The organism is Bacillus cereus group sp. N6 (assembly GCF_016483705.1).
GTDB lineage: Bacteria > Bacillota > Bacilli > Bacillales > Bacillaceae_G > Bacillus_A > Bacillus_A wiedmannii.
Genome location: NZ_JAEHBI010000005.1, coordinates 196,575 through 220,214 on the forward strand (window position 1 = coordinate 196,575; position 23,640 = coordinate 220,214).

Sequence of the window (23,640 nt, forward strand, 5' to 3'; positions counted from 1 at the left end):
ATAAAACAAGATTTTTAATGATAAAGGTGGATATAAATTATGAATAAAAAGATTCTCTTTACTGGGGGCGGTACAGCCGGACACGTAATGATTAATATGGTATTGATTCCTAAATTTATGGAAAAAGGATGGGGAATTGAGTATATTGGATCTCAAAATGGAATTGAAAAACTATTAGTTCAAAATGTGAAATACAATAGTATTTCAACGGGGAAGCTTAGGAGATATTGGGATTGGGAGAACTTTAAAGATCCTTTTAAAATAATAAAAGGTTGCATACAAAGTTATAAATTGATGAAACGAATAAAACCAGATGTTGTTTTTTCGGCAGGAGGATTTGTGTCCGTTCCTGTAGTAATAGGAGCGTGGATGAATAAAGTACCTGTAATAATACGTGAACCAGATAGTACGTTAGGATTAGCAAATAAAATAGCATTACCTTTTACTACAAAACTATGCACAACATTTCCTCAGACAGGAGAAAATGTAAGTAATGAGAAGAAGGTTTATGTAGGACCAATTGTAAGGGAAGAAATTGAGAGGGGCAATGTATTGCGGGGAAGAAGCTATTGTAAATTTCAGCAAGATAAACCAGTATTGTTAATTATGGGTGGGAGTCAAGGTGCTCAATGGATAAATGATATGGTAAGGGGAAGTTTGGAAAAATTACTATTAAATTTTAATATTGTTCATATGTGCGGTAAAGGGAAGGTGGATTCATCTATTGGTATGGAAGGTTATATGCAATTTGAGTATATAGGGGACGAGTTGCCGCATATACTAAATATGGCGAGTGTTGTAGTTTCTAGAGCAGGTTCTACTGCTATTTCTGAATTGCTATTTTTGAAGAAACCGATGTTGCTTATCCCGTTAACTAACAGTTCTAGTAGGGGAGATCAAGTTTTAAATGCTGAATATTTTTCTCGGCAAGGATATGCGGAAGTTATAATCCAGGACAGAATAAGTACGAATGTATTCATACATGCAGTAAATAAGTTGTATACAAATAAGGAGAGATATATTCAAAACATGAATGGATATAAGAAAACAAATGATGAGGGGATTCATCAATTAATAGATATAATAAATGAAGTGGTGAAGGAATAGAAATTTAAATAAAAAAACAAAAGGAAAGAAGATATCTTCTTTCCTTTTTACTATAGTTGTTCAAATTCATTATTACTTATCCATATTAGCAATATACTATAGGTGAATACCGATTTCTAATAGCTCAGTAAATGCATGAGTATGGATAGGTTTACTATAATAGTAACCTTGAATAAACTGACATTTATTTTTTTGAAGGAAATTCACATGTTCTTTCGTTTCTACACCTTCTGCAATGACAGACATTTCTAATGTATGTGCTAATGTGATAATCGTTTTAATAATTTCCATTCCATCTTCACACGTTTCAGACATTGTAATAAATTCTCTTGGGATTTTTAACGTATCTATTGGATATAAAGGTAAATACGCTAGTGAAGAATAACCTGTACCAAAGTCGTCGATTGAAATGTGAACTCCTAAACCCTTTAGTGTGCGGAGCTTTATCAATGTTTCTCGCTCATCCATCATTGCAATGCGCTCTGTTAATTCAAGGTCGAGAGAACTTGCCGGTAAGCCTGTAGTTGCTAATGTAGAAGAAATAGACTTTACAAAATCTTCTTGTTCAAATTCTTTAGCAGATAAGTTTACACCAATTTTTAAATGAGAATATCCGAGTGTGTGCCAACGTTTCATTTGCTCACAAGCCTGCTGCAATGTCCATTTTCCTATTGGAATAATTTGTAGTGTTTCTTCAGCAATCGGAATAAATTCATATGGAGAAATAACGCCTAATTCAGGATGATTCCACCTGATTAGAGCTTCTGCACCGATAATTTTATTAGATTCACTATCAACTTGAGGTTGATACAAAAGGAACAATTCTTCATTTTGTATTGCGTTTGGTAAATCTTTTTCTAATCGTAATCGTCTTTCAATTTTTTTAGCGATTACATCGTCATAAATAGAGACAGAGTTAAGCTCTTTTGCCTTTGCATCATACATTGCAACATTAGCGTTTTTCAAAAGTGTAGCGGTATCGATTCCGGAATGTGGATAAATAGCGATGCCGATACTAAGTGATAAAGTTAATGTATGCTCATGTATGACAAACGGTTTTTCCATGCATTCAAATAACTGGTTGCATAAATCGAATAAGGAATCTTCGTCAGTATAGTTTTCAATTAAGATTGTAAATTCATCGCCACCGATTCTTGACAGATGAGTATGTGATGGAAGACATGATTGGAATCGCTTCGCTACTTCTTCTAATATGTGATCTCCTGCCGAATGTCCAAGTGTATCGTTAATTGCTTTAAAGCGATCTAAATCTAAGTATAATAATGCGAACTCACTGTCTGTTGTTTTAGCATTTTTTATAACTCTTTTTAATTTCTTATGGAAAAAGGCACGGTTCCCAATTTTCGTTACCGTATCATGGAATGCTAAATACTTTATTTCTTCTTGTTGCTTTTTTAGTGCGGTAATATCTTTTACCATAATATAACTTCCTGAAATTTGTCCGTCTATTATAATAGGGACGATGGTAACGTATAAAAAATAAGTAAAACCATCTTTATATTTAGAACTTAGTTGTAAGTATGCCGATTCTTGTTGTTTCACCTTTTCTAATGCAGATGTTAGTTTATGTTTGTCTTCATCTAAAATAATCGAAAAACAAGTTTCACCGAGTAACTCATCTGTTGGTGCTCCAAGTAGTATACTTCCGGCTTGATTTACATTTAAGAATACGCCATGTAAATCAATTGTAAAAATAGGATCAGGGTGATATTCATATAACGATTTAAACTTTTGTTGTTTTTGAGATAGAGCCTCTGATTTATGAACTAAATCAGAAGTCCGTAAAGTCACCTTTTCTTCTAGTTGTGCATTGAATGCCTGTAAACGTTTTGTTAGGGAATTGTTTTGCATACGTACAATAGAATGACGAATGAGTACGAAAATAAAAGTAATACAATTTCCTGTAATGAGAGTTGAGGATGATGTTTGTTCTTTTAATGTAAACCCGATTAGTATTGCAACAGCAAGATAGGGAAATACAACTAAAGCCTTTTTTCCTATTATAGGGTTAACAATGAAATAATTTTTATGGCTATTACGATCTGCTGAAATAGATCCAGCTATTGCAATAAATAATATAGGTATTCTATATAAAAGACGTAATAATGTTATCGTTTCAGTTGCTAAATGGTTATTTAAGTAAAAATAAATATAGTTAAAAGTTGCAGAACTTATCAATACAAAAATAAAGATATAAATCTTCCGTTTAGAATTAAAAATTGTCGGACGGAAAAAGAGACTAACGCCTAGTAGAAGAAACAATAAATCTGCAATTGGATATAGAAATGAAAGGAAAACATCGCCTAGTGAAAGAGAGAATATATTTAAATTTGGTTGATTAAATAAATACCACTCTAATGTGAATATGGAAGTAAGTACTATACATATATCACAAATAAAGAACGTTTTTTCCCATTTATCGCATTCTTTTAAAATTTTATAACTGAAAGCGATAAGACAAAAGAGTAGAAAAAACATGTAAAATACATCAGAAATAGTAAAACGATGTATTGGAATTTCGAAGAAACTATCTTGATATGTATATACTATTTTACCTAATAAAAAACTCCCAATTGCTATCGTGATACATATCCAAAACGGATTTGAACTGACTTTTTTAGAATATATAGAATAAATTAGTGATACAAATGTAATGGCTTCAACAATAAGTGAAGCGAAGCGTACATCCGAATTTGAAAAATGAGTAGGGAACAGATAAAAAAATATAAAATAGATTGAATAGCATATTAATGTTCCGATTAATATACATAGTTGTAAATTTTTATTTAATTTCAATAAAATCACCTTCTTTAATTATGCACTATATTCGTAATATCTATACATAATAATATTACTTAAAAATTGTATCAGATTTCCTTGTAAAAATCTTGTTTATAAGGAAAGTATTGAAGAGTTTAATACTTCTTAAAATTAAAAAAACATTGCGTTTGATAGTATGTATTGCATCAAGATTTTAAATAGAAATTGTATATTTAGTCATCCTTTGAATTGTAAAGGTTTTTTAGTGATTTGCAAGCGGAGATGCAAAATTGCATATAAAATGATGAGAATCCTCTTTCTAGCTGATCTTTTGATTGTTATAGGCTATTTTAAGTAAGATTTTCATTTTTAATCTGAAAATTAACATTTGTAAAAATGTTACAAAAGGATATAAAATAAGAACGTGTATTCTTACAGAGTGGATAGTATTTTCACTAAATAGGGAGGACTTTTTATGTTATGGCGAATTAAAGATGCGGAAATATACTATGAAATTGTTGGAGAGGGTAAGCCAGTCATTATTATACATGGCTGTGCGCCGGATCATAGGTTAATGATGAAATGTATGGAATCAGTATTTCAAAAATATGAAGGTTATCAACGAATATATATTGATTTACCTGGAATGGGAAAGTCGAACGCTCCAGATTGGGTAAATAGTTCAGATCATATATTAGAAGTGTTAACTATATTTATTGAAGAAATCATTCCAAAGAAAGATTTTTTACTAGTAGGAGAGTCTTTCGGCGGATATTTAGCTAGAGGGATACTTTCAAAAATGTTTGAGAGAGTCAATGGATTATTATTAATATGTCCTGTGGTTGTTGCACTGCAAAAAGAAAGACGTTTACCGGATAAACAGATAATTGTACAAGATAAGGAGTTTTTAAATACGTTAACTTCTACCGAAAGAAAAGAATTTAGCGAGTTAGCAGTGGTAGCAAATGAATATACATATAAGCGATTTAAAGAAGAAATTAAGCCGGGGTTAGATGTTGCTAATTATGAATTTATTGAAAGATTGCAAAAAAATTATTCTCTTACTATGGAGTTTCACCGAAAGAAATATGAGAAACCCGTTCTTTTATTAGCAGGAAGACAAGATATATCGGTAGGTTATCGAGATATTATAGAAATTATTGAAGATTATCCAAGAGCAACATTAGCGGTGCTTGATATGGCGGGACATAATTTGCAAATTGAACAGCCTGAACTATTCGAGAGTTTAGTAGGAGAATGGATTACACGAACAAAACAACAAAATTTATAAAAAACGAATGAATATTTTCAAGGAGGAAGTATGAATACATATATTTATATGGTTAGGCACGGTGAATCATCAAAATTAGAAGGGAGTGAAAGAACACGTGGTTTAACTGAAAAGGGAAGTTTAGACGCTCATAGAGTAACAGACATATTAAAAACAGAGGGAATCGATACTTTCATTTCAAGTCCATATAAGAGGGCTGTGTTAACGATAGAAAAAACAGCCAATTTCTATGAAAAAGAAATATTAATATATGAAAACCTTAAAGAGTGTATGTTTTCCAGTGGGGATCAAGTTATATCAGATAAAGAGGTATATCCGCTTGTAAAGAAGATGTTCTCTGATCCGGATTTTGCACTAACAGAAGGAGAGTCATATAAGGATTGTCAGAGACGGGTAGTGAAAGTGTTAAAGGAAATATTAATGGATTTTCAAGGACAAAAAATTGTAATTGGCACACATGGGCTTGTAATGACACTCATGATGAATTATTTTGATAAGCAATACGGGTTTGAATTTCTAATACATACATCAAAGCCTGACATATATAAGCTGGAATTTAATGATGAACAATTATTGAATGTAAAAAAATTATGGATAGGAGAATGAAACTGAATATATGGAGTGTGTTTTAATTCGTACTTATAAAATATACTTTTTTTATAGAAAGCATTTTTATCAACTATTTTTAGAATCTTAAATCAATAAGTAATTATTCAATTTCTGAATAATATAAATGGAAGTTGGGTTAAGGAAACAATTTAAAATGTGACAAAACTCCAAACGTTGGATTTCTATTCAATTGGAAAAAAAGATGTAGAATTTTGTCTTACGGTCCCCGTTTACTTTTCATTTCATTACATATAGGCTTTGTGGTGTAAAGGGGAAAATCACCTTTATACAAAATTTATAAGGAGGACAATGTGATGAAAAAGATTAAAAAGTTTGCGGGAGTAGCTTTAGCAGGTACGGTTGGATTAAGTGGACTACTGTTTTTAGAACCAAGTGTAAGCGCTGCGGAAACAAAGCAGGTGAAAGAAGGAAATTTCAATGCGATTGATGTAACGATGAATCAAAGTGAATTTTATGTATTGAGTGGTAGAAGTATTGATATTCTTTCTGGAGATAAAGAAGCAATTCAGTTAAATAATTACACAATTCGTTTTAGTAAACCAGGGAAGTATGTAATTAAAGTAAATGGTTGTATTTATGACGATGTATATACTTTTATTGTAAATGAGTAGTATATATTCTGAAATTGTGAGATGAAAAAAGAAACACCCTATTTGCGGTGAGAATCGTAAATAGGGTGAATACTTTGTATTAAGTTGTAGTTTAAATATGTTCATTAACTTTCTCTTTGTTATGTAAAGTATGTAAGAGGGTTTGAAACATCTTAAATGATTGCTGAAAGATTGGACTTTGAATAAAGGTGTAAAGAAAAGTTACGATGAAAACAGGACCTCCTAGCATAAATCCAATAACTAGTACAACACATTCTACTATGATTCTAGCACGGCTAATAGATAGCCCTGTTTTGTCGGAAATAGTAAGCATGAATCCATCTCGAGGGCCAGCACCAATCCCAGCCGCAACATACATCCCTCCCCCAATACCTGTAATTGCAATCCCAGCAAATAAAATGAGTAAGTTTATCCATAAATAATCACTAGCGTTTGGAAGAATGTTTGATTGTAAGAAAAAGTCCATAATGGGACCGATAAGTAGTGCATTTAAAAATGTGCCCACATTTATATATTTTCGATCTACTAATAAAGAAATGAGAACGAGACATAATCCACATATGACACTCCACGTACCAATGGTCCATCCAAATCTTTGGTAGAGAGCCATATTTAAAACTTCCCAAGGATGTAAACCGAGAAATTTCACTTTGACTGCAAGAGCATTTCCAAGGCTAAAAAAAATTAACCCTAAGAAAAAAAGAAAATAGCGAAAGAGAGTTAGCCTCATCTTTAATACCTCCTATATTTTATAATTATGTATATTACATGTAAGATTTTTAATGTACAAATATTAAGACTTTTTAGTTGTTATTTAAAATTGCTAAAATACAAATGAAATATATATTCGCAGTCAAAAAAGTTAAAATATTTCGTTTTAAGGATTATAATAGAGAGAGAAACATAAAAGGGAGTGAATGAGTTTGAAACAAGAACTTATTGAAAGATTTACGAGATATGTAAAGATTGATACACAATCGAATGAAGAAAGTCATACAGTACCAACAACATCTGGACAAATTGAGTTTGGTAAGTTATTAGTGGAAGAGTTAAAAGAGATTGGCTTAACAGAAGTAACAATGGATGATAATGGGTATGTAATGGCAACACTTCCTGCTAATACGGATAAGGATGTTCCAGTAATCGGCTTTTTAGCACATTTAGATACGGCAACAGACTTTACAGGGAAAAACGTAAAACCACAAATTCATGAAAATTTTGATGGCAATGCAATTACGTTAAATGAAGAGCTAAATGTTGTGTTAACGCCAGAACAGTTTCCAGAATTACCATCATATAAAGGACATACGATTATTACAACGGATGGTACGACACTTCTAGGAGCAGATGATAAAGCTGGCCTGACTGAAATTATGGTTGCAATGAACTATTTAATACATAATCCGCAAATTAAACATGGGAAAATAAGAGTAGCATTTACGCCGGATGAAGAAATTGGTCGTGGGCCAGCGCATTTTGATGTAGAAGCGTTTGGTGCATCATGTGCTTATACGATGGATGGAGGTCCATTAGGTGGTTTAGAGTATGAAAGCTTTAATGCTGCAGGTGCTAAGTTAACGTTTAACGGAACGAATACACATCCTGGAACAGCGAAAAATAAAATGCGTAACGCAACTAAACTTGCTATGGAGTTTAATAGCTATTTACCGGTAGAAGAGGCACCAGAATATACAGAAGGCTATGAAGGATTCTATCATTTACTTTCATTAAATGGTGATGTTGAGCAAAGTAAAGCGTATTATATTATTCGAGATTTTGATCGTGAAAATTTTGAGGCGCGTAAACATAACGTTGAAAATATTGTGAAGCAAATGCAAGAGAAGTATGGACAAGATGCAGTCGTTTTAGAAATGAATGATCAATACTATAACATGCTTGAAAAAATTGAACCAGTGAGAGAAATTGTTGATATTGCATATGAAGCGATGAAAAGTTTAAATATCGAACCAAACATTCACCCGATTCGTGGTGGAACAGATGGATCACAATTATCGTATATGGGATTACCAACGCCGAATATTTTCACAGGTGGTGAAAACTATCACGGTAAATTTGAATATGTTTCGGTGGATACGATGGAAAAAGCTGTTCAAGTTATTGTGGAAATCGCAAGACGCTTCGAAGAACAAGCTTAAAAAAAACCAAGTAGTGCGGATGCGCTACTTGGTTTTTTAGTATAATACTCGCCACAAATAAAAAGTTGCGTAAGACTCCCAGTTGGTCCAATTTGCCGCAAAATCTTTTATTTCCTGTTTAGTCGGTTTACTTTCAGAACCTGTTATATATTTAATTGCATTGTGCAAGCCAACATCGTCAATGGGAAAAGCGGAAGGAAATCGTAAGCAGCGCATTAAAACATAGTTGGCAGTCCACGGTCCTATACCATGTATAGCAGTTAATTGTTTTTCAGCTTGTTGCACATCTTGTATTTGCAGTAAAGATTCTTTTGATAATTTTCCTTCTGTAATAAGCTTTGCAATACCTATTACATATTCGCATTTTCTAGTCGTCATTTTTAAGTTTTTGAGATCCTCTACATGTAAATTGGCAATCGTTTCAGGAGAAGGGAATATCCAATGTTTACTATCGTTCCATTCTACATAATTTCCAAAGTGTTCGACTAATCTTCTTTTTAGTGTATAAGCATATGTGAGATTAATTTGCTGACCGATAATTCCCCAGGAAAGTGCTTCAAATAAGTCTGGAATACCTAAAGTACGAAGCCCATAATATTGTTCAATTGGTCCTTGAAGGAGTACATCATGTTTAGCTAATGTATAAAAGGGAGCTAAATCAGTAGTTAAATCAAACCACTCTTTTACATAGTGAGCTACAGCTTCGCATATCGATTCTTCAGACGTATATGATTCTTCTAAAAAACGTATTTGAATATTATCATCCGAGTTCATACTAATTTCAACTAAAGGATGTACATCCTGAACAGGGATAACTTTATAAATTTTGTTATCTTCAATGTGGAACATACATTCATTGTTAGAACGTGATAGATAGCGTAAATTTTCTTGGAAACTAAATTCTGTTGGAACTGCTAAAGTTAATGTGCTAGTATATTTTGCTGTCATATGCATTCTACCGGAGACTTTTCTAATGTAAGCAACACTTTCTTCATTTCTAATCCACCTCTAAAACCGGTTAGTTTACCATTCTTTCCAATAACACGATGGCAAGGAATTGTAATGAGAAGAGGGTTGGCAGCAATAGCAGTAGCAACGGCACGCACAGCAGTAGGTTTTTGCATTCTTTCGGCAATTTCTGAATAAGAATATGTCTCCCCATAAGGAATTTCACGTACCGTATTCCAAACAGATAATTGAAAATCAGTTCCGTAAGCATCGATAGGGAATGTAAAAGTTTCTCGTTTACTTTCTAAATACTCGATAACTTCTTTCGTATATGATTGTAGGTAATCTGGATTACCTGCCAATATATGTTGTGGCAATTTCTTTCTAGCCCATATATTTAGTTCTTCAAATTTTTCATCTTGTGATCCAATGAAGCATAGTCCATTTTCAGTTGCAGCAATATGAAACCGCCAATTTTCATGTGTAAGTAGCGTCCAATATATAAATTTATTTTTGGAGGAATTCATTATTTTATCCTTCTTTCATTTCGTTCTTTTTTCGATATTCAGTAGGAGTGAATCCGGTTTTCTTTTTAAATAAAGTTGCGAAATACTCTGGGTTTTCTATCCCGACAGCAGTACTAATTTCTTTAATGGATTGATTTGTGTGTAAAAGGTGTTCTGCCGCTTTAACAATCCTAAACTGCTGTATATATTCTATTGGACTTATTCCTGTTACTTTTTTGAAAGTGCGTTGCAAATGAAATGGGCTACCATGACATATTTCAGCAAGTATGTTGAGAGTTAATAATTCGTCAAAGTGCTTTTTGATATAATCTTTAATTTGTTCTACCCACTCTTCATTAGGTAAAGTGAGCCCATTTGGTTTACAACGTTTGCAAGGGCGGAATTTTTCGCTTAATGCTTGCTCTGCATGATGAAAAATTCGTACATTGTTTCTATTCGGTATTCTTGATTTGCATGACGGTCGGCAAAAGATTCCGGTTGATTTCACAGCATAAAAGAATTTACTATCATAGGAAGAATCATTATGAATAATTGCTTGCCAATGCTCATTTGTTAACGTAATCCCTTCATTGTGCAAAGAACATCACCTCTGAAATTAGTATAACCTGAATAAAGTGCGTATGTATGTATTCACAAATGTAAGAGCAAGATTACAAAGGTGAAAATATGATTGTTTTTCTATTTTGTGATAGCATGAAATTTGAAAGTGAACATCAAGAGGAGGACTATAGGTGAAGTTAATTTCGTGGAATGTAAATGGTTTGCGAGCAGTTATCGCAAAAGGTGGATTTTTAGAATATCTTAAGGAATCAAATGCTGATATATTTTGTTTACAAGAGATTAAATTACAAGATGGGCAAATTGATTTGAATCAAGAGGGATATTATACATACTGGAATTATGCTGTGAAAAAAGGTTATTCAGGAACGGCTATTTTTTCGAAAAAAGAACCGCTATCTGTAACATACGGTTTAGGAATTGAAGAGCATGATCAAGAAGGACGAGTTATTACTTTAGAATTCGAAGATTTTTACATGATAACGTTATATACACCAAACTCAAAACGAGGATTAGAACGATTAGATTACAGAATGAAATGGGAAGATGATTTCAGGGCTTATATTAAGCAATTAGATGAAAAAAAGCCCGTTGTTTTTTGCGGTGATTTAAACGTTGCTCATAAAGAAATCGATTTAAAAAATCCAAAAAGTAATCGTAAAAACCCTGGATTCTCTGATGAGGAACGAGAGAAATTCACATGTATTTTAGAAGAAGGATTTATTGATACGTATCGTTATCTGTATCCTGATCAGGAAGGTGCATATTCGTGGTGGTCGTATCGTATGGGAGCGAGAGCAAAAAATATTGGATGGCGTTTAGATTATTTTGTTGTTTCGGAAAGAATGAAAGACAAAATAACAGAGGCGAAAATTAATAGTGAAGTGATGGGATCAGACCATTGCCCAGTTGAATTACATATAAATTTCTAAAAAAAGAAGTATCTTCCTAAGATTAGGCGGATACTTCTTTTTTATTCAGTTTGTTAAAATTTTTCAAATCTTTCTTGAAATAATTGCATATTAAATATATACTTAGTAACGATAATCATTATCAATGAAAAGTGTTATCAATAGATGAGGTGTAAAAGAATTATAGTTTAGGGGAAGTGAACGAGAATGAGTTCTGGATAGAATTATTAATCTAATGAAATATATATGTGAGACAAGTTTCATATAGTTAAATTTTATTGAGAATATAGTTTGAGAATTCGAGAGGAGTTATATAAAGATGAACAAGAAGTTATTTACTTTAGGGATGGTTACAGTTTTAAGTGTAGGACTAGCAGCATGCAATAGTACGGATAAAACTTCAGGAGAACAAAAGCAACAGACAAAAGCTACGGAAACGAAAAAAGACGAAAAAAGAAAAATTACATATTTAGGTAAAGAATATACAGTACCAGCAAAAGTAGATAAAATTGCGACAGCTAGTTTAGAGTCAATGGAAGATGCAGCGGTACTTGGTATTAAGCCAGTAGGTGCCATTACTGTTGGTGGTAAATTACCGAAGTATCTTGAGAAAGATTTAGAGGGTGCGAAATCTGTTGGCGAGAAAATGCAACCAAATTTTGAAACATTACTACAATTAAAGCCAGACGTTATTACATCAAGTACGAAATTCCCAGCAGAAACAGCTGAAAAGTTTACGAAAGTAGCTCCTACATTCCCGGTATCACACGTTTCAACAAATTGGGAAGATAACTTAAAGTTAATGGGAGAATTAACTGGTAAAAAAGATAAAGCAGAAAAAATTATTAAAGATTACAATTCAGACGCTGAAAAGGCAAAAGCAAAACTAGGAGATAAGTTAAAAGACAAAAAAGTACTTGTCATTAGACTAAGAGCAAACGAATTATTCCTATATCCAGAAGGAGTATACTTCAACCCTGTCATTTATAAAGATCTTGGATTAACTGCTCCAGAACAATTGAAAACTGTAAAAGCACAAGAGAAAATTTCATTTGAAAAACTTGCTGAACTTAATCCGGATTATATTTTCTTACAATATGAGACAACTGAAAATAAAAATCCGAAAGTGCTAGAAGAAATTGAAAGTAATCCAATTTGGCAAAGTATGAATGCTGCGAAGGAAAAGAAAGTATTTGTAAACGTTGTAGACCCAATGGCACAAGGTGGTACTGCTTGGAGTAAAACAGCATTCTTAAAAGAAGCAGTGAAAAATGTATCTAAATAATACAATAAGTAAGGTGCGTTGAATGATATGCAGAAAACAAATGCAGTACCAGTGACTATATTATGTATAGCACCCATACTCATCTTATTTACAGTTATATTTTCTATTTTGTATGGGGCGAAGAGTATTGATGCTGAAATAGTGTGGAACGCATTATTTCATTTTGATTCAAGCGATGTAAATCATAATATTATTATTACTTCACGTTTACCAAGGGTAGTTGCAGCTCTTTTAGTTGGAGCATTTCTAGCCATATCAGGAGCACTTATGCAGGGGATGACAAGAAACTATCTTGCATCCCCTTCTATTATGGGTGTGACGGCTGGGGCAGCCTTTGTTATTACACTTTGTATGATTTTTCTTCCGGGAATGTCATCAATTGGTATGGTTTTATGTTCAATGATTGGTTCTGCACTAGGAGCAGGTATCGTGTTTGGTTTTGGTTCGCTCCTTCAAAATGGTTTATCCCCTGTTAGGTTAGCGATTATAGGAACAGTTATAGGAACATTTTTAAGTAGTGTATCTGCTGCGATGGCTTCGTATTTCCAAATTTCTCAAAATGTTAGTTTTTGGTTTAATGCAAAGTTAGATCAAGTGGACCCTACTGTAATTAAAATCACGATACCTTTTGGGATAATTGGGATAGCTTTAGCTTTATTAATATCAAAATCTATTACAATTCTTTCTTTAGGAGAAGAGGTATCTATTAATCTAGGACAACGTACAAAATTAGTTAAAGCGATGGCAATTTTATCAGTTATCTTTTTAACAGGAACAGCAGTTGCTTTAGTAGGAAAAGTTGGTTTTGTAGGTTTAATTATTCCGCACATTACTCGCTTTATAATTGGGGTAGATTATAAGTGGATTTTGCCATGTGCAGGCGTTATTGGTGGAGTTTTCTTAGCGTTATGTGATGTTTTAAGTAGATTTGTAAACTATCCATTTGAAACACCTATTGGGGTCGTTACCTCCTTAATTGGAATTCCTTTCTTCCTTTATTTAATTCGTACAAGAGGAGGAGAGAGACATGCTTAAAAGTTCAAGTCAACGTTTCGGAATGACGATGGGGATTATTATATTTTTAATACTATGTGCTATTTATATTAGTTTAACGAATGGTACGTTTGATATTACAATTACAGATGTATTTAAAACACTCTTTAGAATAGATCCAGTACCAGACCATGATTTAGTTATTTTTGAGTTTCGTCTTCCTCGTATCGTAATTGCTGGGCTAGTAGGATTAGGCCTAGGTGTTGCAGGTGCTGTTATTCAAGGGATTACGAGAAATGGATTGGCAGACCCAGGTATTTTAGGAGTGAATGCTGGGGCCGGCACAGCAATCGTTATTTTTATGTTTTTCTTTCAAGGGCAATTAAAGAGCACAGACTGGATGTCTATTATGATGATGCCAATGTTTGGTTTAGTCGGCGGATTAGGTGCAGCTATCATCATTTATCTGTTTTCATGGAAAAACGGTAAGCTAGACTCCCAACGTCTTTTATTAACAGGGATTGCGATTGGGTCAGGATTTGGAGCATTTTCTATGTACTTATCACTCAAAATGAAGTCAACTGATTTCGAGATGGCTGCAGTTTGGGTGTCAGGAAGTATATATAGTGCAAACTGGAAGTATATTATTGCTATGTTGCCGTGGCTTATCATATTAATTCCGCTTATACAAAAGAAAGCTTATTTATTAGATTTATTTCAATTGGAAGAAACGAGTATTACAAGTTTAGGTGTTTCAGTAGAAAGAGAGAAATCTATTTTACTATTAAGTAGTATCGGACTTGTAAGTGCATGTGTTGCAGTTTCAGGAAGTATTGGTTTCATTGGATTAATGGCACCGCATATAGCAAAAAGGCTTGTCGGTATTCAGCATAAGCATATCATTCCTACGTGCGGAGTAATCGGAATGTTCCTTGTAATAGCTTCAGACTTTATTGCAAAAACAGTTTTCACCCCTGTAGAGTTACCTGTTGGGATCGTTATTTCTATTGTCGGTGTACCGTATTTCTTATATTTACTTTATAAGGCGAAAGCGTAAGAGGAGGAATAAAAGTGAGTATTTTAAGTGCAAAAAATTTAGAAACGAGTTATGAAAAGCTTACAGTGTTTCGCGATTTAAATGTGGAAATACAAGAAGGAAAAGTAACGACAATTATAGGGCCAAACGGGTGCGGGAAATCAACACTGTTAAAAACAATGGGAAGAATTTTAAAGCAAAAGAGCGGTAAAGTATATTTGCAAGGACAGGATTTAAATACGATTCCAACAAAAGAAATTGCGAAGCAGTTAGCTTTACTCCCGCAAACTCCAATTGCACCAGGAGAACTTAAAGTGGAAGAATTAATTTCCTATGGACGCTATCCACATCGAAATAATGTAAATAAGTTAACTTCAAAAGATAAAGAGATGATTGATTGGGCATTAGATATAACGAAAACTTCTGAATTTCGAACGAGACAAATTGCAAATTTATCAGGCGGTCAAAGACAAAAGGTATGGCTAGCGATGGCTTTAGCACAAGAGACAGAAGTGTTACTACTAGATGAACCAACTACATATCTCGATATGTCTCATCAATTAGATGTATTACAAATTGTGGAGAAGTTAAATAAAGAACATAATTGTACGGTTGTTATGGTACTACATGATATTAACCATGCAGCAAGGTTTTCAGATGAAATTATTGCGATGAAGGAAGGGGAAATCGTTACAACTGGTAGCCCAGAAGAAATCATTACAAATGAAGTGTTAAAAGAAGTATTTCATATTGATGCGCGTGTCATGATTGATCCGTATAATGGGTCTCCTGTTTGTTTTGGATACGATAGCGTTGCACTTCAAGAAGAGAAAGTAGAGATATATGTAACGAGTTAAGAAGGGGGGAATATAAGATGAATACTACTATTGAAAAACAGCAGATTATTACATCTAATACAGAACAGTGGAAACTGTATTCAAAATTAGACTGTAAGGAATATCAAATTCATATTTCAAAGCCGAGGCGGCCAGCACCAGAGTCAGGATATCCTGTTATATACGTATTAGATGGCAATGCCTTTTTTCAAACATTCCATGAAGCGGTTAAAATACAATCAGTTAGAGCGGAAAAAACAGGTGTTTCACCAGCCATTATAATAGGTATTGGTTATCCAATTGAAGAGGCATTTTCAGGAGAAGAAAGATGTTATGATTTTACGCCAAGTGTAATTTCAAAAGATGCGCCTTTAAAACCAGATGGCAAATCGTGGCCTAAAACAGGAGGAGCACATAACTTCTTTACTTTTATGGAAGAAGAACTGAAACCTCAAATTGAAAATAATTATAAGATTGATAAAGGAAAGCAAACATTATTTGGGCATTCGTTAGGTGGCTTATTTGCTTTACATATATTATTTACAAACGTAAATGCCTTTCAAAATTATTTTATTAGTAGTCCATCAATCTGGTGGAATAACCAATCTGTGCTTGAAAAAGAAGCGAATCTTATAAATGAATTAAACAGTGCCAAGTTTCAAACGGGAGTGTTCCTTACAGTTGGGTCACTAGAACGAGAGCATATGGTTGTAGGGGCAAATGAATTATCAGAGCGTCTTCTCCAAGTCAAACACGATCAGTTTCGATTTACGTTTTATGAAGCTGAAGGGGAGAATCACGCATCTGTTGTGCCGACTTCTTTAAGTAAAGGGTTAAGGTTTATTAGTTACGTATAAATTGAAATGAATATCTAATAAAATGCAAACAAAAGGCTATGGTAAATTTTCCATAGCCTTTTGTTTGTGCAAGTAGAATTGTCTTTTTTGAACGTTTTGTTTCAACTTTTCGTCTAAAGAGACAAAAAGTTGTCACAATTCGGTCACAATTAGCATAAACATAAAATAGACGAAATGAACTTATTTCCAAAAAGGCTTGATTCATTCCATTCATGATTAGAAGAGCTGAAACAGCATGGATTAAAAGTTCACTATATTCTCAAGGAGGTAGATCGTATGAAAACTATTCTTGCTATCGCTGGGCTTATTTGGGTTTTATCACATGGCATTCCAATTTATGAAGGAGAACAAATTCGCAGTGCTCTGAATAAAAATTTTAATGAATATCACGTTATTGATCGGCAAGATAATGTCGTGACAGTTCGTGTAAATGATTGTTTTCATACGGTAACCGTTGAAGGAACTTCAGTAGTGAATGATACAAAAGTATGTGATCAGCAATAATTATATATAGGAAGAAAAAAGTCTCAATTTACACGTGTGAAAATTGAGACTTTTATATTTGTGGATGAATAATAAGCGGGGATGGATAATCCCTGCTTATTATTGTTTTTTGAAAAAAAGGCAAGGGTATCATAATAATTGAGTCTGAGAAGCTAATAAGTTGTTAAGAATAAGCATAGAGCGGAAATATACTCATATGGGGTATCATACGTAGATAATTAATGCTATAATTGGTATACTCGTAAAAGCAATTGTTTTATTGGATGAAGAGAAACTTTAAGAAGGTGATAATTATGGATCATAAAGAGCATGAAGCGGTAACACATAGATCAGAAAAAGAAAAAGAGCAGATTATAAATAGATTAAAGAGAATTGAAGGACAGGTCCGCGGTATTCAAAATATGATTGAAAATGATCGTTATTGCGTGGATATTTTAGTGCAAATTTCAGCGATTAATGCAGCGATGAAAAAAGTAGGAATGGGTGTATTAAAAAACCATACAAGTCATTGTGTTTCAGGTGCTATTAAAGATGGCAATGGTGACGAAGCAATTGAAGAATTAATGACTGTATTTGAACGTTTTTCAAAAGCGTAAAAACAAGCTAGTATGTAACTGGCTTGTTTTTTGTTTACCTTCATATAAGATTTCGGGGTATTGATGTGAAAAAGTGTATGTAAAATAAACTTTTAGAAAATAATTGAAAAATCATGATATAAAACCATTGATTACCTTAGGGGGGTATGGTAAGATGTAATTGTGATTAACAAACAATGAAGAAACAAGAGGAGGATTTTAAATGGAACAGTTAACATTAAAAGTTGAAGGTATGTCTTGTGGACATTGTGTAAATTCTATTGAAAGCAGTGTGAAAGAACTAAACGGTGTTGAACAAGTGAAGGTTCAATTAGCAGAAGGAACTGTTGAAGTTACTATCGACTCGTCTGCTGTAACACTAAAAGATATCGTTGCTGTAATTGAAGATCAAGGATACGATGTTCAATAATTATTTTTAGATATGGAAATAAATCGTACTTTATAGGAAGTACGATTTATTTTGTTAATAATTATACCTTATGAGGGTATATAGAGGTGAGAGACATGAATGAACAGAAAGAGGCTAATCTTCAAATATCAGGAATGACATGTGCGGCATGTGCGAATAGAATTGAAAAAGGTCTGAAAAAAGTAGAAGGTGTTCATGATGCAAATGTAAATTTTGCACTTGAAAAAACAAAAATAATGTATGATCCCCAAAAAACAAATCCGCAACAGTTTAAGGAAAAAGTTGAATCGTTAGGATATGGAATTGTAAGTGATAAAGCTGAGTTTACTGTTTCAGGGATGACATGCGCAGCATGTGCGAATAGAGTAGAAAAGCGTTTAAATAAGTTAGAAGGTGTGAACGGAGCGACAGTAAATTTCGCTTTGGAATCAGCTACAGTAGATTTTAACCCTGATGAAATTAATGTAAATGAAATGAAGAGTGCAATTACGAAATTAGGATATAAATTGGAAGTGAAATCAGATGAGCAAGATGGATCAACTGATCATCGCTTACAAGAAATTGAGCGACAAAAGAAGAAATTTATCATTTCATTTATTTTATCATTCCCGTTACTGTGGGCAATGGTAAGTCATTTCTCATTTACATCGTTTATTTATTTACCTGATATGCTTATGAACCCTTGGGTGCAGCTAGCTCTTGCAACTCCAGTTCAGTTTATCATTGGTGGGCAGTTTTATGTTGGAGCTTATAAAGCGTTACGAAATAAAAGTGCCAATATGGATGTTCTCGTGGCACTTGGAACGTCGGCAGCGTATTTTTACAGTGTGTATTTAAGTATTAGGTCGATTGGTTCTTCGGAACATATGACAGACTTGTATTTTGAAACGAGTGCAGTACTTATTACATTAATTATTTTAGGTAAATTATTTGAAGCAAAGGCAAAGGGACGCTCGTCAGAAGCAATTAAAAAATTAATGGGATTACAGGCGAAAACCGCTACTGTTCTACGAGACGGAACAGAAATGAAAATTTTAATCGAAGAAGTAGTAGCTGGTGATATCGTTTATGTAAAACCTGGTGAAAAAATCCCGGTAGATGGAGAAATTGTAGAAGGAAAGTCAGCAATAGATGAATCGATGTTAACAGGTGAGAGTATTCCAGTTGATAAAACAATTGGGGATGTAGTAATCGGTTCTACAATGAATAAAAATGGATTTTTAAAAGTGAAAGCAACTAAGGTAGGAAGAGATACTGCATTAGCTCAAATTATTAAAGTAGTAGAAGAGGCGCAAGGGTCAAAAGCTCCTATTCAAAGAGTAGCTGATCAAATTTCAGGTATTTTCGTACCCGTTGTAGTTGTGATTGCTATTATCACATTTGCAGTGTGGATGCTATTTGTTACACCTGGTGATTTTGGCGGAGCACTTGAGAAAATGATAGCCGTACTTGTTATAGCTTGTCCATGTGCATTAGGTCTTGCGACACCTACATCTATTATGGCTGGATCAGGAAGATCAGCTGAGTATGGTATTTTATTTAAAGGTGGAGAGCATTTAGAAGCAACGCACCGATTAGATACAGTTATTCTAGATAAAACAGGTACTGTGACAAACGGAAAGCCTGTTTTAACAGATGTAATTGTAGCAGATGGATTCCATGAAGAAGAAATACTACGTTTAGTCGCTGCGGCAGAAAAAAATTCTGAACATCCACTTGCAGAAGCGATTGTAGAAGGAATTAAAGAAAAGAAAATTGATATCCCAAGTTCAGAAACGTTTGAAGCGATTCCAGGATTCGGTATCGAATCAGTTGTAGAAGGGAAACAATTATTAATTGGTACACGTCGATTAATGAAGAAATTCGATATTGATATTGAAGAAGTTTCTAAATCGATGGAAGAGCTAGAACGAGAAGGAAAAACAGCAATGCTTATTGCGATCAATAAAGAATATGCTGGTATAGTGGCCGTTGCAGATACTGTAAAAGATACTTCAAAAGCAGCTATCGCAAGACTTAAGAAAATGGGTCTAGACGTTGTTATGATTACAGGAGATAACACACAAACTGCTCAGGCAATCGCTAAGCAAGTTGGTATTGATCACGTAATTGCAGAAGTATTACCAGAAGGAAAAGCAGAAGAAGTGAAAAAACTCCAAGCACAAGGTAAGAAAGTAGCAATGGTTGGAGATGGAATAAATGATGCTCCTGCTCTTGCTACGGCGGATATCGGTATGGCAATTGGAACAGGAACGGATGTAGCGATGGAAGCGGCAGATATTACGTTAATCCGTGGGGATTTAAATAGTATTGCTGATGCAATCTTTATGAGTAAGATGACGATAAGAAATATTAAGCAAAATTTATTCTGGGCACTAGCTTATAACGGATTAGGAATCCCGATTGCGGCGTTCGGTTTCTTAGCACCTTGGGTTGCAGGAGCGGCTATGGCATTTAGTTCTGTATCCGTTGTATTAAATGCATTACGATTACAAAGAGTGAAATTAAAAAAATAAAAATCTAGAGAGTAATTGCATATGCTTTTAAACGAAAAACAATACTTTGAAATAAGTATTGTTTTTTGTTTATATAGAAAGAAAAAAGATATAATAAAGCAGAAATATTGAATACTAGATGGTAGACAAGTTAAATGATAGTTTAGTAAGGAGGTTCATATATGTTAAAAGATACGATCATTAGAATATTCCATAAGGAGGATTTAGAACAAGTATTACAGTTGTTCTATGAAACAGTTCATACAATTAATGCAAAAGATTATAACGTGTTACAGCTACAGGCATGGGCACCAGATCAACTAGATAGGGAAAGTTGGTTACAGTCTTTAGAGAAGAATATTAGTTATGTAGCGGATCATAACGGTAGGATAGTGGGATTTGGGGATTATAATGATGATCATTACGTAGATCGCTTATTTACGCATAAAGATTATCAAGGGAAAAGGATAGCCTCATACATACTAAAGAAGCTAGAAAAAGAAGCAGTGAACTTGGGGCATAGGGAGATTTATACAGAAGCAAGTATTACAGCAAAACCTTTCTTTGAAAGTAAAGGCTTTATTTGCATAAAGGAACAAAAGAAACAGCATAATGGCCAGATTTTTATTAATTATGTAATGAAAAAAATAGCCCTCTCGTAAACGAGAAGGCTATTTTTTCATTATTTTACAGCTTCTTTAAGTTCTTTACCAGCTTTGAAAGCAGGTACTTTAGAAGCTGCGATTTGCATTTCTTCACCAGTTTGTGGGTTACGGCCTGTACGAGCAGCTCTTTCGCGTACTTCGAATGTACCGAATCCGATAAGTTGTACTTTTTCACCAGCAGCTAAAGTGTTAGTGATTGATTCTACTACAGTTTGTACAACTACAGTAGCTTCTTTTTGAGAAATCTCAGCATTTTGTGCTACGTTTTTAATTAATTCTGTTTTGTTCATGTTTTTCACCTCATATGTAAATAATGCTATTTAAGTTGTTATTATAACGTATAAAACATTCGAGAACAAGTGTACGCACATATATTCGTAAAAAAAATGAAATTTGTAATATTTTTTAGAGCCACTGTATAGACTTTCAATTTAAGCGGATACAGATTTTTTCTTTAATGCAGTTTGCTCTTTATTGGAAGGGAGTTCCTTATTATAGGATATGAAATAAGGTAATGCTACAAATAACATACCTCCTACTAAGTTTCCGAAGAAAACAAAAATGAAGTTTGGAAAATATTCAATCCAAGTTAAATGACCGGCAAAAATTGCAGCTGGGATGACAAACATATTGGCTACAACGTGTTGAAATCCAATCGCAACAAAAGTCATAACTGGGAACCAAATACCGATAATCTTCCCGATAAATTCTTTACTTCCCATACTGAGCCAAACAGCTAAACAAACGAGCCAATTACATCCGATTGCAGAAATGAAGGCTTGTAGTGGTGTATCTTGTAGTTTAGCTTGCGCAATAGAAACTGTTTTCGCTAAAAAAGCTCCCTCTGTTAATCCGACGATATGACCGAAAAAATAAGCAACGAATACAGCACCTATGAAGTTGCTAAACGTAACAATAACTAAATTTCGAATGAAGTGAAATAATTCGATTTTTTTGTGAAGCCACGCCATTGAAACGGTCATCATATTGCCAGTTACTAACTCACCGCCTGCAAGAATAACGAGTATAAGACCGATAGGGAATACAGCGGCACCTAGAAAACTAGTAAATGATCCCCAAGACTTTGGCATTGTTCCAATAACATGAATATCGAGTAAATACCCTAATGCTATGAAAGCACCACCAAAAAAACCGAGAATTAGCATAGGGAGTAATGATAAATGAGCTTTTTTTCTTCCGGAATTCGCAGCAAGTTCCGTAATTTCTTCTGGTGTAAATACAGACATGAATAATCTCTCCTTAATAAAATGATAGAATGAATAGAAGGAACATTTTTAAGAATCTATGTATTATAAAAATATGTTATGACTTCTGTATAAATTTGTCAAAGTGAATGAGGATAGAATTGGATATAGCTAACATTGTTCATGTTGTCACATTAATGTAACAATAAGGCTTTAAAGTACTTCTAGAGGTGAGAACATGAATACGAATCATGTAAAAAAAGAACAAAAAAAATCAATCGTCAAGATATGTATAATCAGTTTCATAAGTATAGTAATGATTTCAATAAGTTTGTATTTCTATGCGACAGAAATAGAACGAAAACTAGTAACAGTTACGTGGAATGAAATAGAAGCTTCTACAATTCCTAAAGAGTTTAATAACAAAAAGATATTACAATTCTCAGATGTGCATTTAGGGCCAGAATTTACATTGAAACAACTAGAAAATTTGGTAGAGAAGATGAATACGTTACATCCAGATATAGTAGTTTTTACAGGGGATTTAATAGATAAGTTTGGATCGTATAAGGCAGAAAGAGAAGAAGCGCAAAGCATTTTGCAGAAAATACATGCGCCCTTAGGGAAATATGCAGTGTTTGGGAATCATGATAGGGGCGGGGGAGGTAGTTTATTTTATAAAAAGTATATGGAGGAAGCTGGTTTCTCTGTGTTAGTAAATGAAGTGCATAAAATTAATGCGGAAAATGGCAAATATATTACAATATCAGGTTTGGATGATTTTTTATTAGGGAAGCCGCAAATAGACGCGACTTTAAAACAAGTAAGGCAACAAGATTTTAATATGCTCTTAGTACATGAGCCGGATGTTGTAGACAAAGTAGCTCGTTACCCAGTTGATTTTCAAATGTCAGGACATAGTCACGGAGGACAAGTTCAAATTCCTTTTATAGGTCCATTAATTACTACAAAATTAGCTGAGAGTCATGTTGAAGGTATGTATGAATTAGAAGGGAAGAATAAGCCGTTACATTTATACGTAAATCGTGGTATTGGGACAACCCGAATGCCTGTTAGATTTTGGAGTGTACCTGAACTTTCAGTATTTGTGTTAAAGCAAAATAGCAACTAGACTATTTTAGAGTAGTAACAGGACTTTCAGAGAAAGTTCTCTTTTTTTATTGGGTAAATACAGAATGTTATGTGATTTTTATTTAAAGTGTTAAAAAGGAAAGGGGA

General features: G+C 33.6%; 24 protein-coding genes. 17 read left to right on the plus strand and 7 right to left on the minus strand.

The features are described 5' to 3' along the window. Positions 1–39 precede the first annotated feature (39 nt). Positions 40–1,107 (plus strand): undecaprenyldiphospho-muramoylpentapeptide beta-N-acetylglucosaminyltransferase, encoded by a 1,068-nt coding sequence (locus JDS99_RS06845; RefSeq protein ID WP_087985008.1) that lies wholly within the window; start codon positions 40–42, stop codon positions 1,105–1,107. A gap of 96 nt (positions 1,108–1,203) precedes the next feature. Here JDS99_RS06845 and JDS99_RS06850 read toward each other — a convergent pair whose 3' ends face one another. Beyond that, positions 1,204–3,924, minus strand: coding sequence for a sensor domain-containing phosphodiesterase (locus JDS99_RS06850; protein WP_137014260.1), 2,721 nt, complete (start codon positions 3,922–3,924; stop codon positions 1,204–1,206). Between the two features lie 439 nt (positions 3,925–4,363). Here JDS99_RS06850 and JDS99_RS06855 point away from each other — a divergent pair, with 439 nt between their 5' ends. The 3 genes from JDS99_RS06855 (at position 4,364) to JDS99_RS06865 (ending at position 6,420) form a co-directional block, all read left to right on the plus strand. Beyond that, the gene (locus JDS99_RS06855) at positions 4,364–5,179 is read left to right on the plus strand and encodes an alpha/beta fold hydrolase (RefSeq protein WP_098190040.1); all 816 of its coding nucleotides are present in this window, start codon (positions 4,364–4,366) and stop codon (positions 5,177–5,179) included. A 30-nt stretch (positions 5,180–5,209) separates the two neighbouring features. Beyond that, complete coding sequence (locus JDS99_RS06860; RefSeq protein WP_088064256.1) at positions 5,210–5,785, plus strand: histidine phosphatase family protein; 576 nt, start codon at positions 5,210–5,212, stop codon at positions 5,783–5,785. Positions 5,786–6,102: 317 nt separating this feature from the next. Next, positions 6,103–6,420 carry a hypothetical protein gene (locus JDS99_RS06865; protein WP_060487508.1) on the plus strand — a complete coding sequence of 106 codons (318 nt, stop codon included), beginning with the start codon at positions 6,103–6,105 and terminating at the stop codon, positions 6,418–6,420. Between the two features lie 91 nt (positions 6,421–6,511). Here JDS99_RS06865 and JDS99_RS06870 read toward each other — a convergent pair whose 3' ends face one another. Continuing rightward, a complete protein-coding gene (locus tag JDS99_RS06870; protein WP_199694801.1) occupies positions 6,512–7,150 on the minus strand; it encodes a YczE/YyaS/YitT family protein in 639 nt (212 codons plus the stop codon). Positions 7,151–7,343: 193 nt separating this feature from the next. On the opposite strand from JDS99_RS06870, the gene pepT reads away from it, so the two are divergent. Then, entirely contained in the window at positions 7,344–8,576 is a 1,233-nt protein-coding gene (pepT, locus tag JDS99_RS06875; RefSeq protein ID WP_088064254.1) for a peptidase T, read from the plus strand. A gap of 36 nt (positions 8,577–8,612) precedes the next feature. Here the strand turns inward: pepT and JDS99_RS06880 are convergent, their stop codons facing one another. Genes JDS99_RS06880 through JDS99_RS06890 form a run of 3 tightly spaced genes read right to left on the minus strand, consistent with a single transcriptional unit; the run spans position 8,613 to position 10,628 of the window. Further along, positions 8,613–9,524 (minus strand): DNA-3-methyladenine glycosylase family protein, encoded by a 912-nt coding sequence (locus tag JDS99_RS06880; protein WP_087985002.1) that lies wholly within the window; start codon positions 9,522–9,524, stop codon positions 8,613–8,615. Beyond that, entirely contained in the window at positions 9,521–10,051 is a 531-nt protein-coding gene (locus JDS99_RS06885; RefSeq protein WP_199694802.1) for a methylated-DNA--[protein]-cysteine S-methyltransferase, read from the minus strand. Before JDS99_RS06885 ends, JDS99_RS06880 begins: the two co-directional genes overlap by 4 nt. Positions 10,052–10,055: 4 nt before the next feature. After that, positions 10,056–10,628: a bifunctional transcriptional activator/DNA repair enzyme AdaA gene (locus JDS99_RS06890; protein ID WP_060487504.1), complete on the minus strand. Its 573-nt coding sequence runs from the start codon at positions 10,626–10,628 to the stop codon at positions 10,056–10,058. Between the two features lie 154 nt (positions 10,629–10,782). Between JDS99_RS06890 and JDS99_RS06895 the strand changes: the two genes are divergently transcribed. The 11 genes from JDS99_RS06895 (at position 10,783) to JDS99_RS06945 (ending at position 21,193) form a co-directional block, all read left to right on the plus strand. Beyond that, on the plus strand, positions 10,783–11,541 hold the full coding sequence (locus JDS99_RS06895) for an exodeoxyribonuclease III (RefSeq protein ID WP_199694803.1): 759 nt from the start codon (positions 10,783–10,785) through the stop codon (positions 11,539–11,541). A 298-nt stretch (positions 11,542–11,839) separates the two neighbouring features. Continuing rightward, entirely contained in the window at positions 11,840–12,805 is a 966-nt protein-coding gene (locus JDS99_RS06900; protein ID WP_199694804.1) for an iron-hydroxamate ABC transporter substrate-binding protein, read from the plus strand. Positions 12,806–12,832: 27 nt separating this feature from the next. After that, the gene (locus tag JDS99_RS06905; RefSeq protein WP_199694805.1) at positions 12,833–13,840 is read left to right on the plus strand and encodes a FecCD family ABC transporter permease; all 1,008 of its coding nucleotides are present in this window, start codon (positions 12,833–12,835) and stop codon (positions 13,838–13,840) included. After that, positions 13,833–14,855, plus strand: coding sequence for a FecCD family ABC transporter permease (locus JDS99_RS06910; RefSeq protein WP_088609494.1), 1,023 nt, complete (start codon positions 13,833–13,835; stop codon positions 14,853–14,855). Before JDS99_RS06905 ends, JDS99_RS06910 begins: the two co-directional genes overlap by 8 nt. Positions 14,856–14,869: 14 nt before the next feature. Beyond that, positions 14,870–15,691, plus strand: coding sequence for an ABC transporter ATP-binding protein (locus tag JDS99_RS06915; RefSeq protein WP_046956533.1), 822 nt, complete (start codon positions 14,870–14,872; stop codon positions 15,689–15,691). 17 nt (positions 15,692–15,708) lie between these two features. Further along, positions 15,709–16,527, plus strand: a complete 819-nt coding sequence (locus JDS99_RS06920; RefSeq protein ID WP_199694806.1) for an alpha/beta hydrolase — start codon at positions 15,709–15,711, stop codon at positions 16,525–16,527. Between the two features lie 276 nt (positions 16,528–16,803). Then, positions 16,804–17,031, plus strand: coding sequence for a hypothetical protein (locus JDS99_RS06925; protein ID WP_000849106.1), 228 nt, complete (start codon positions 16,804–16,806; stop codon positions 17,029–17,031). Between the two features lie 293 nt (positions 17,032–17,324). Continuing rightward, positions 17,325–17,627, plus strand: coding sequence for a metal-sensing transcriptional repressor (locus tag JDS99_RS06930; RefSeq protein WP_000349636.1), 303 nt, complete (start codon positions 17,325–17,327; stop codon positions 17,625–17,627). 202 nt (positions 17,628–17,829) lie between these two features. Continuing rightward, positions 17,830–18,036 (plus strand): copper chaperone CopZ, encoded by a 207-nt coding sequence (gene copZ / locus JDS99_RS06935; protein ID WP_002014669.1) that lies wholly within the window; start codon positions 17,830–17,832, stop codon positions 18,034–18,036. A 95-nt stretch (positions 18,037–18,131) separates the two neighbouring features. After that, entirely contained in the window at positions 18,132–20,552 is a 2,421-nt protein-coding gene (locus JDS99_RS06940; RefSeq protein ID WP_097889696.1) for a heavy metal translocating P-type ATPase, read from the plus strand. Positions 20,553–20,713: 161 nt separating this feature from the next. Further along, entirely contained in the window at positions 20,714–21,193 is a 480-nt protein-coding gene (locus JDS99_RS06945) for a GNAT family N-acetyltransferase (protein ID WP_088064246.1), read from the plus strand. Between the two features lie 20 nt (positions 21,194–21,213). On the opposite strand, the gene JDS99_RS06950 is transcribed toward JDS99_RS06945, so the two are convergent. After that, positions 21,214–21,486: an HU family DNA-binding protein gene (locus tag JDS99_RS06950; RefSeq protein ID WP_001043904.1), complete on the minus strand. Its 273-nt coding sequence runs from the start codon at positions 21,484–21,486 to the stop codon at positions 21,214–21,216. A 141-nt stretch (positions 21,487–21,627) separates the two neighbouring features. Then, positions 21,628–22,443 carry a formate/nitrite transporter family protein gene (locus JDS99_RS06955; RefSeq protein WP_087984993.1) on the minus strand — a complete coding sequence of 272 codons (816 nt, stop codon included), beginning with the start codon at positions 22,441–22,443 and terminating at the stop codon, positions 21,628–21,630. A 196-nt stretch (positions 22,444–22,639) separates the two neighbouring features. Between JDS99_RS06955 and JDS99_RS06960 the strand changes: the two genes are divergently transcribed. Next, entirely contained in the window at positions 22,640–23,533 is an 894-nt protein-coding gene (locus JDS99_RS06960) for a metallophosphoesterase (RefSeq protein WP_088064245.1), read from the plus strand. Positions 23,534–23,640: the final 107 nt, after the last annotated feature.

What these genes read in the sequence shown, in the direction of transcription:
- JDS99_RS06845 (WP_087985008.1), top strand. Translation starts at nt 40, where the DNA reads ATGAATAAAAAGATTCTCTTTACTGGGGGCGGTACAGCCGGACACGTA.
- JDS99_RS06855 (WP_098190040.1), top strand. Translation starts at nt 4,364, where the DNA reads ATGTTATGGCGAATTAAAGATGCGGAAATATACTATGAAATTGTTGGA.
- JDS99_RS06860 (WP_088064256.1), top strand. Translation starts at nt 5,210, where the DNA reads ATGAATACATATATTTATATGGTTAGGCACGGTGAATCATCAAAATTA.
- JDS99_RS06865 (WP_060487508.1), top strand. Translation starts at nt 6,103, where the DNA reads ATGAAAAAGATTAAAAAGTTTGCGGGAGTAGCTTTAGCAGGTACGGTT.
- JDS99_RS06870 (WP_199694801.1), bottom strand. Translation starts at nt 7,150, where the DNA reads ATGAGGCTAACTCTCTTTCGCTATTTTCTTTTTTTCTTAGGGTTAATT.
- JDS99_RS06880 (WP_087985002.1), bottom strand. Translation starts at nt 9,524, where the DNA reads ATGACAGCAAAATATACTAGCACATTAACTTTAGCAGTTCCAACAGAA.
- JDS99_RS06885 (WP_199694802.1), bottom strand. Translation starts at nt 10,051, where the DNA reads ATGAATTCCTCCAAAAATAAATTTATATATTGGACGCTACTTACACAT.
- JDS99_RS06900 (WP_199694804.1), top strand. Translation starts at nt 11,840, where the DNA reads ATGAACAAGAAGTTATTTACTTTAGGGATGGTTACAGTTTTAAGTGTA.
- JDS99_RS06905 (WP_199694805.1), top strand. Translation starts at nt 12,833, where the DNA reads ATGCAGAAAACAAATGCAGTACCAGTGACTATATTATGTATAGCACCC.
- JDS99_RS06910 (WP_088609494.1), top strand. Translation starts at nt 13,833, where the DNA reads ATGCTTAAAAGTTCAAGTCAACGTTTCGGAATGACGATGGGGATTATT.
- JDS99_RS06920 (WP_199694806.1), top strand. Translation starts at nt 15,709, where the DNA reads ATGAATACTACTATTGAAAAACAGCAGATTATTACATCTAATACAGAA.
- JDS99_RS06925 (WP_000849106.1), top strand. Translation starts at nt 16,804, where the DNA reads ATGAAAACTATTCTTGCTATCGCTGGGCTTATTTGGGTTTTATCACAT.
- JDS99_RS06930 (WP_000349636.1), top strand. Translation starts at nt 17,325, where the DNA reads ATGGATCATAAAGAGCATGAAGCGGTAACACATAGATCAGAAAAAGAA.
- copZ (WP_002014669.1), top strand. Translation starts at nt 17,830, where the DNA reads ATGGAACAGTTAACATTAAAAGTTGAAGGTATGTCTTGTGGACATTGT.
- JDS99_RS06940 (WP_097889696.1), top strand. Translation starts at nt 18,132, where the DNA reads ATGAATGAACAGAAAGAGGCTAATCTTCAAATATCAGGAATGACATGT.
- JDS99_RS06945 (WP_088064246.1), top strand. Translation starts at nt 20,714, where the DNA reads ATGTTAAAAGATACGATCATTAGAATATTCCATAAGGAGGATTTAGAA.
- JDS99_RS06950 (WP_001043904.1), bottom strand. Translation starts at nt 21,486, where the DNA reads ATGAACAAAACAGAATTAATTAAAAACGTAGCACAAAATGCTGAGATT.
- JDS99_RS06955 (WP_087984993.1), bottom strand. Translation starts at nt 22,443, where the DNA reads ATGTCTGTATTTACACCAGAAGAAATTACGGAACTTGCTGCGAATTCC.
- JDS99_RS06960 (WP_088064245.1), top strand. Translation starts at nt 22,640, where the DNA reads ATGAATACGAATCATGTAAAAAAAGAACAAAAAAAATCAATCGTCAAG.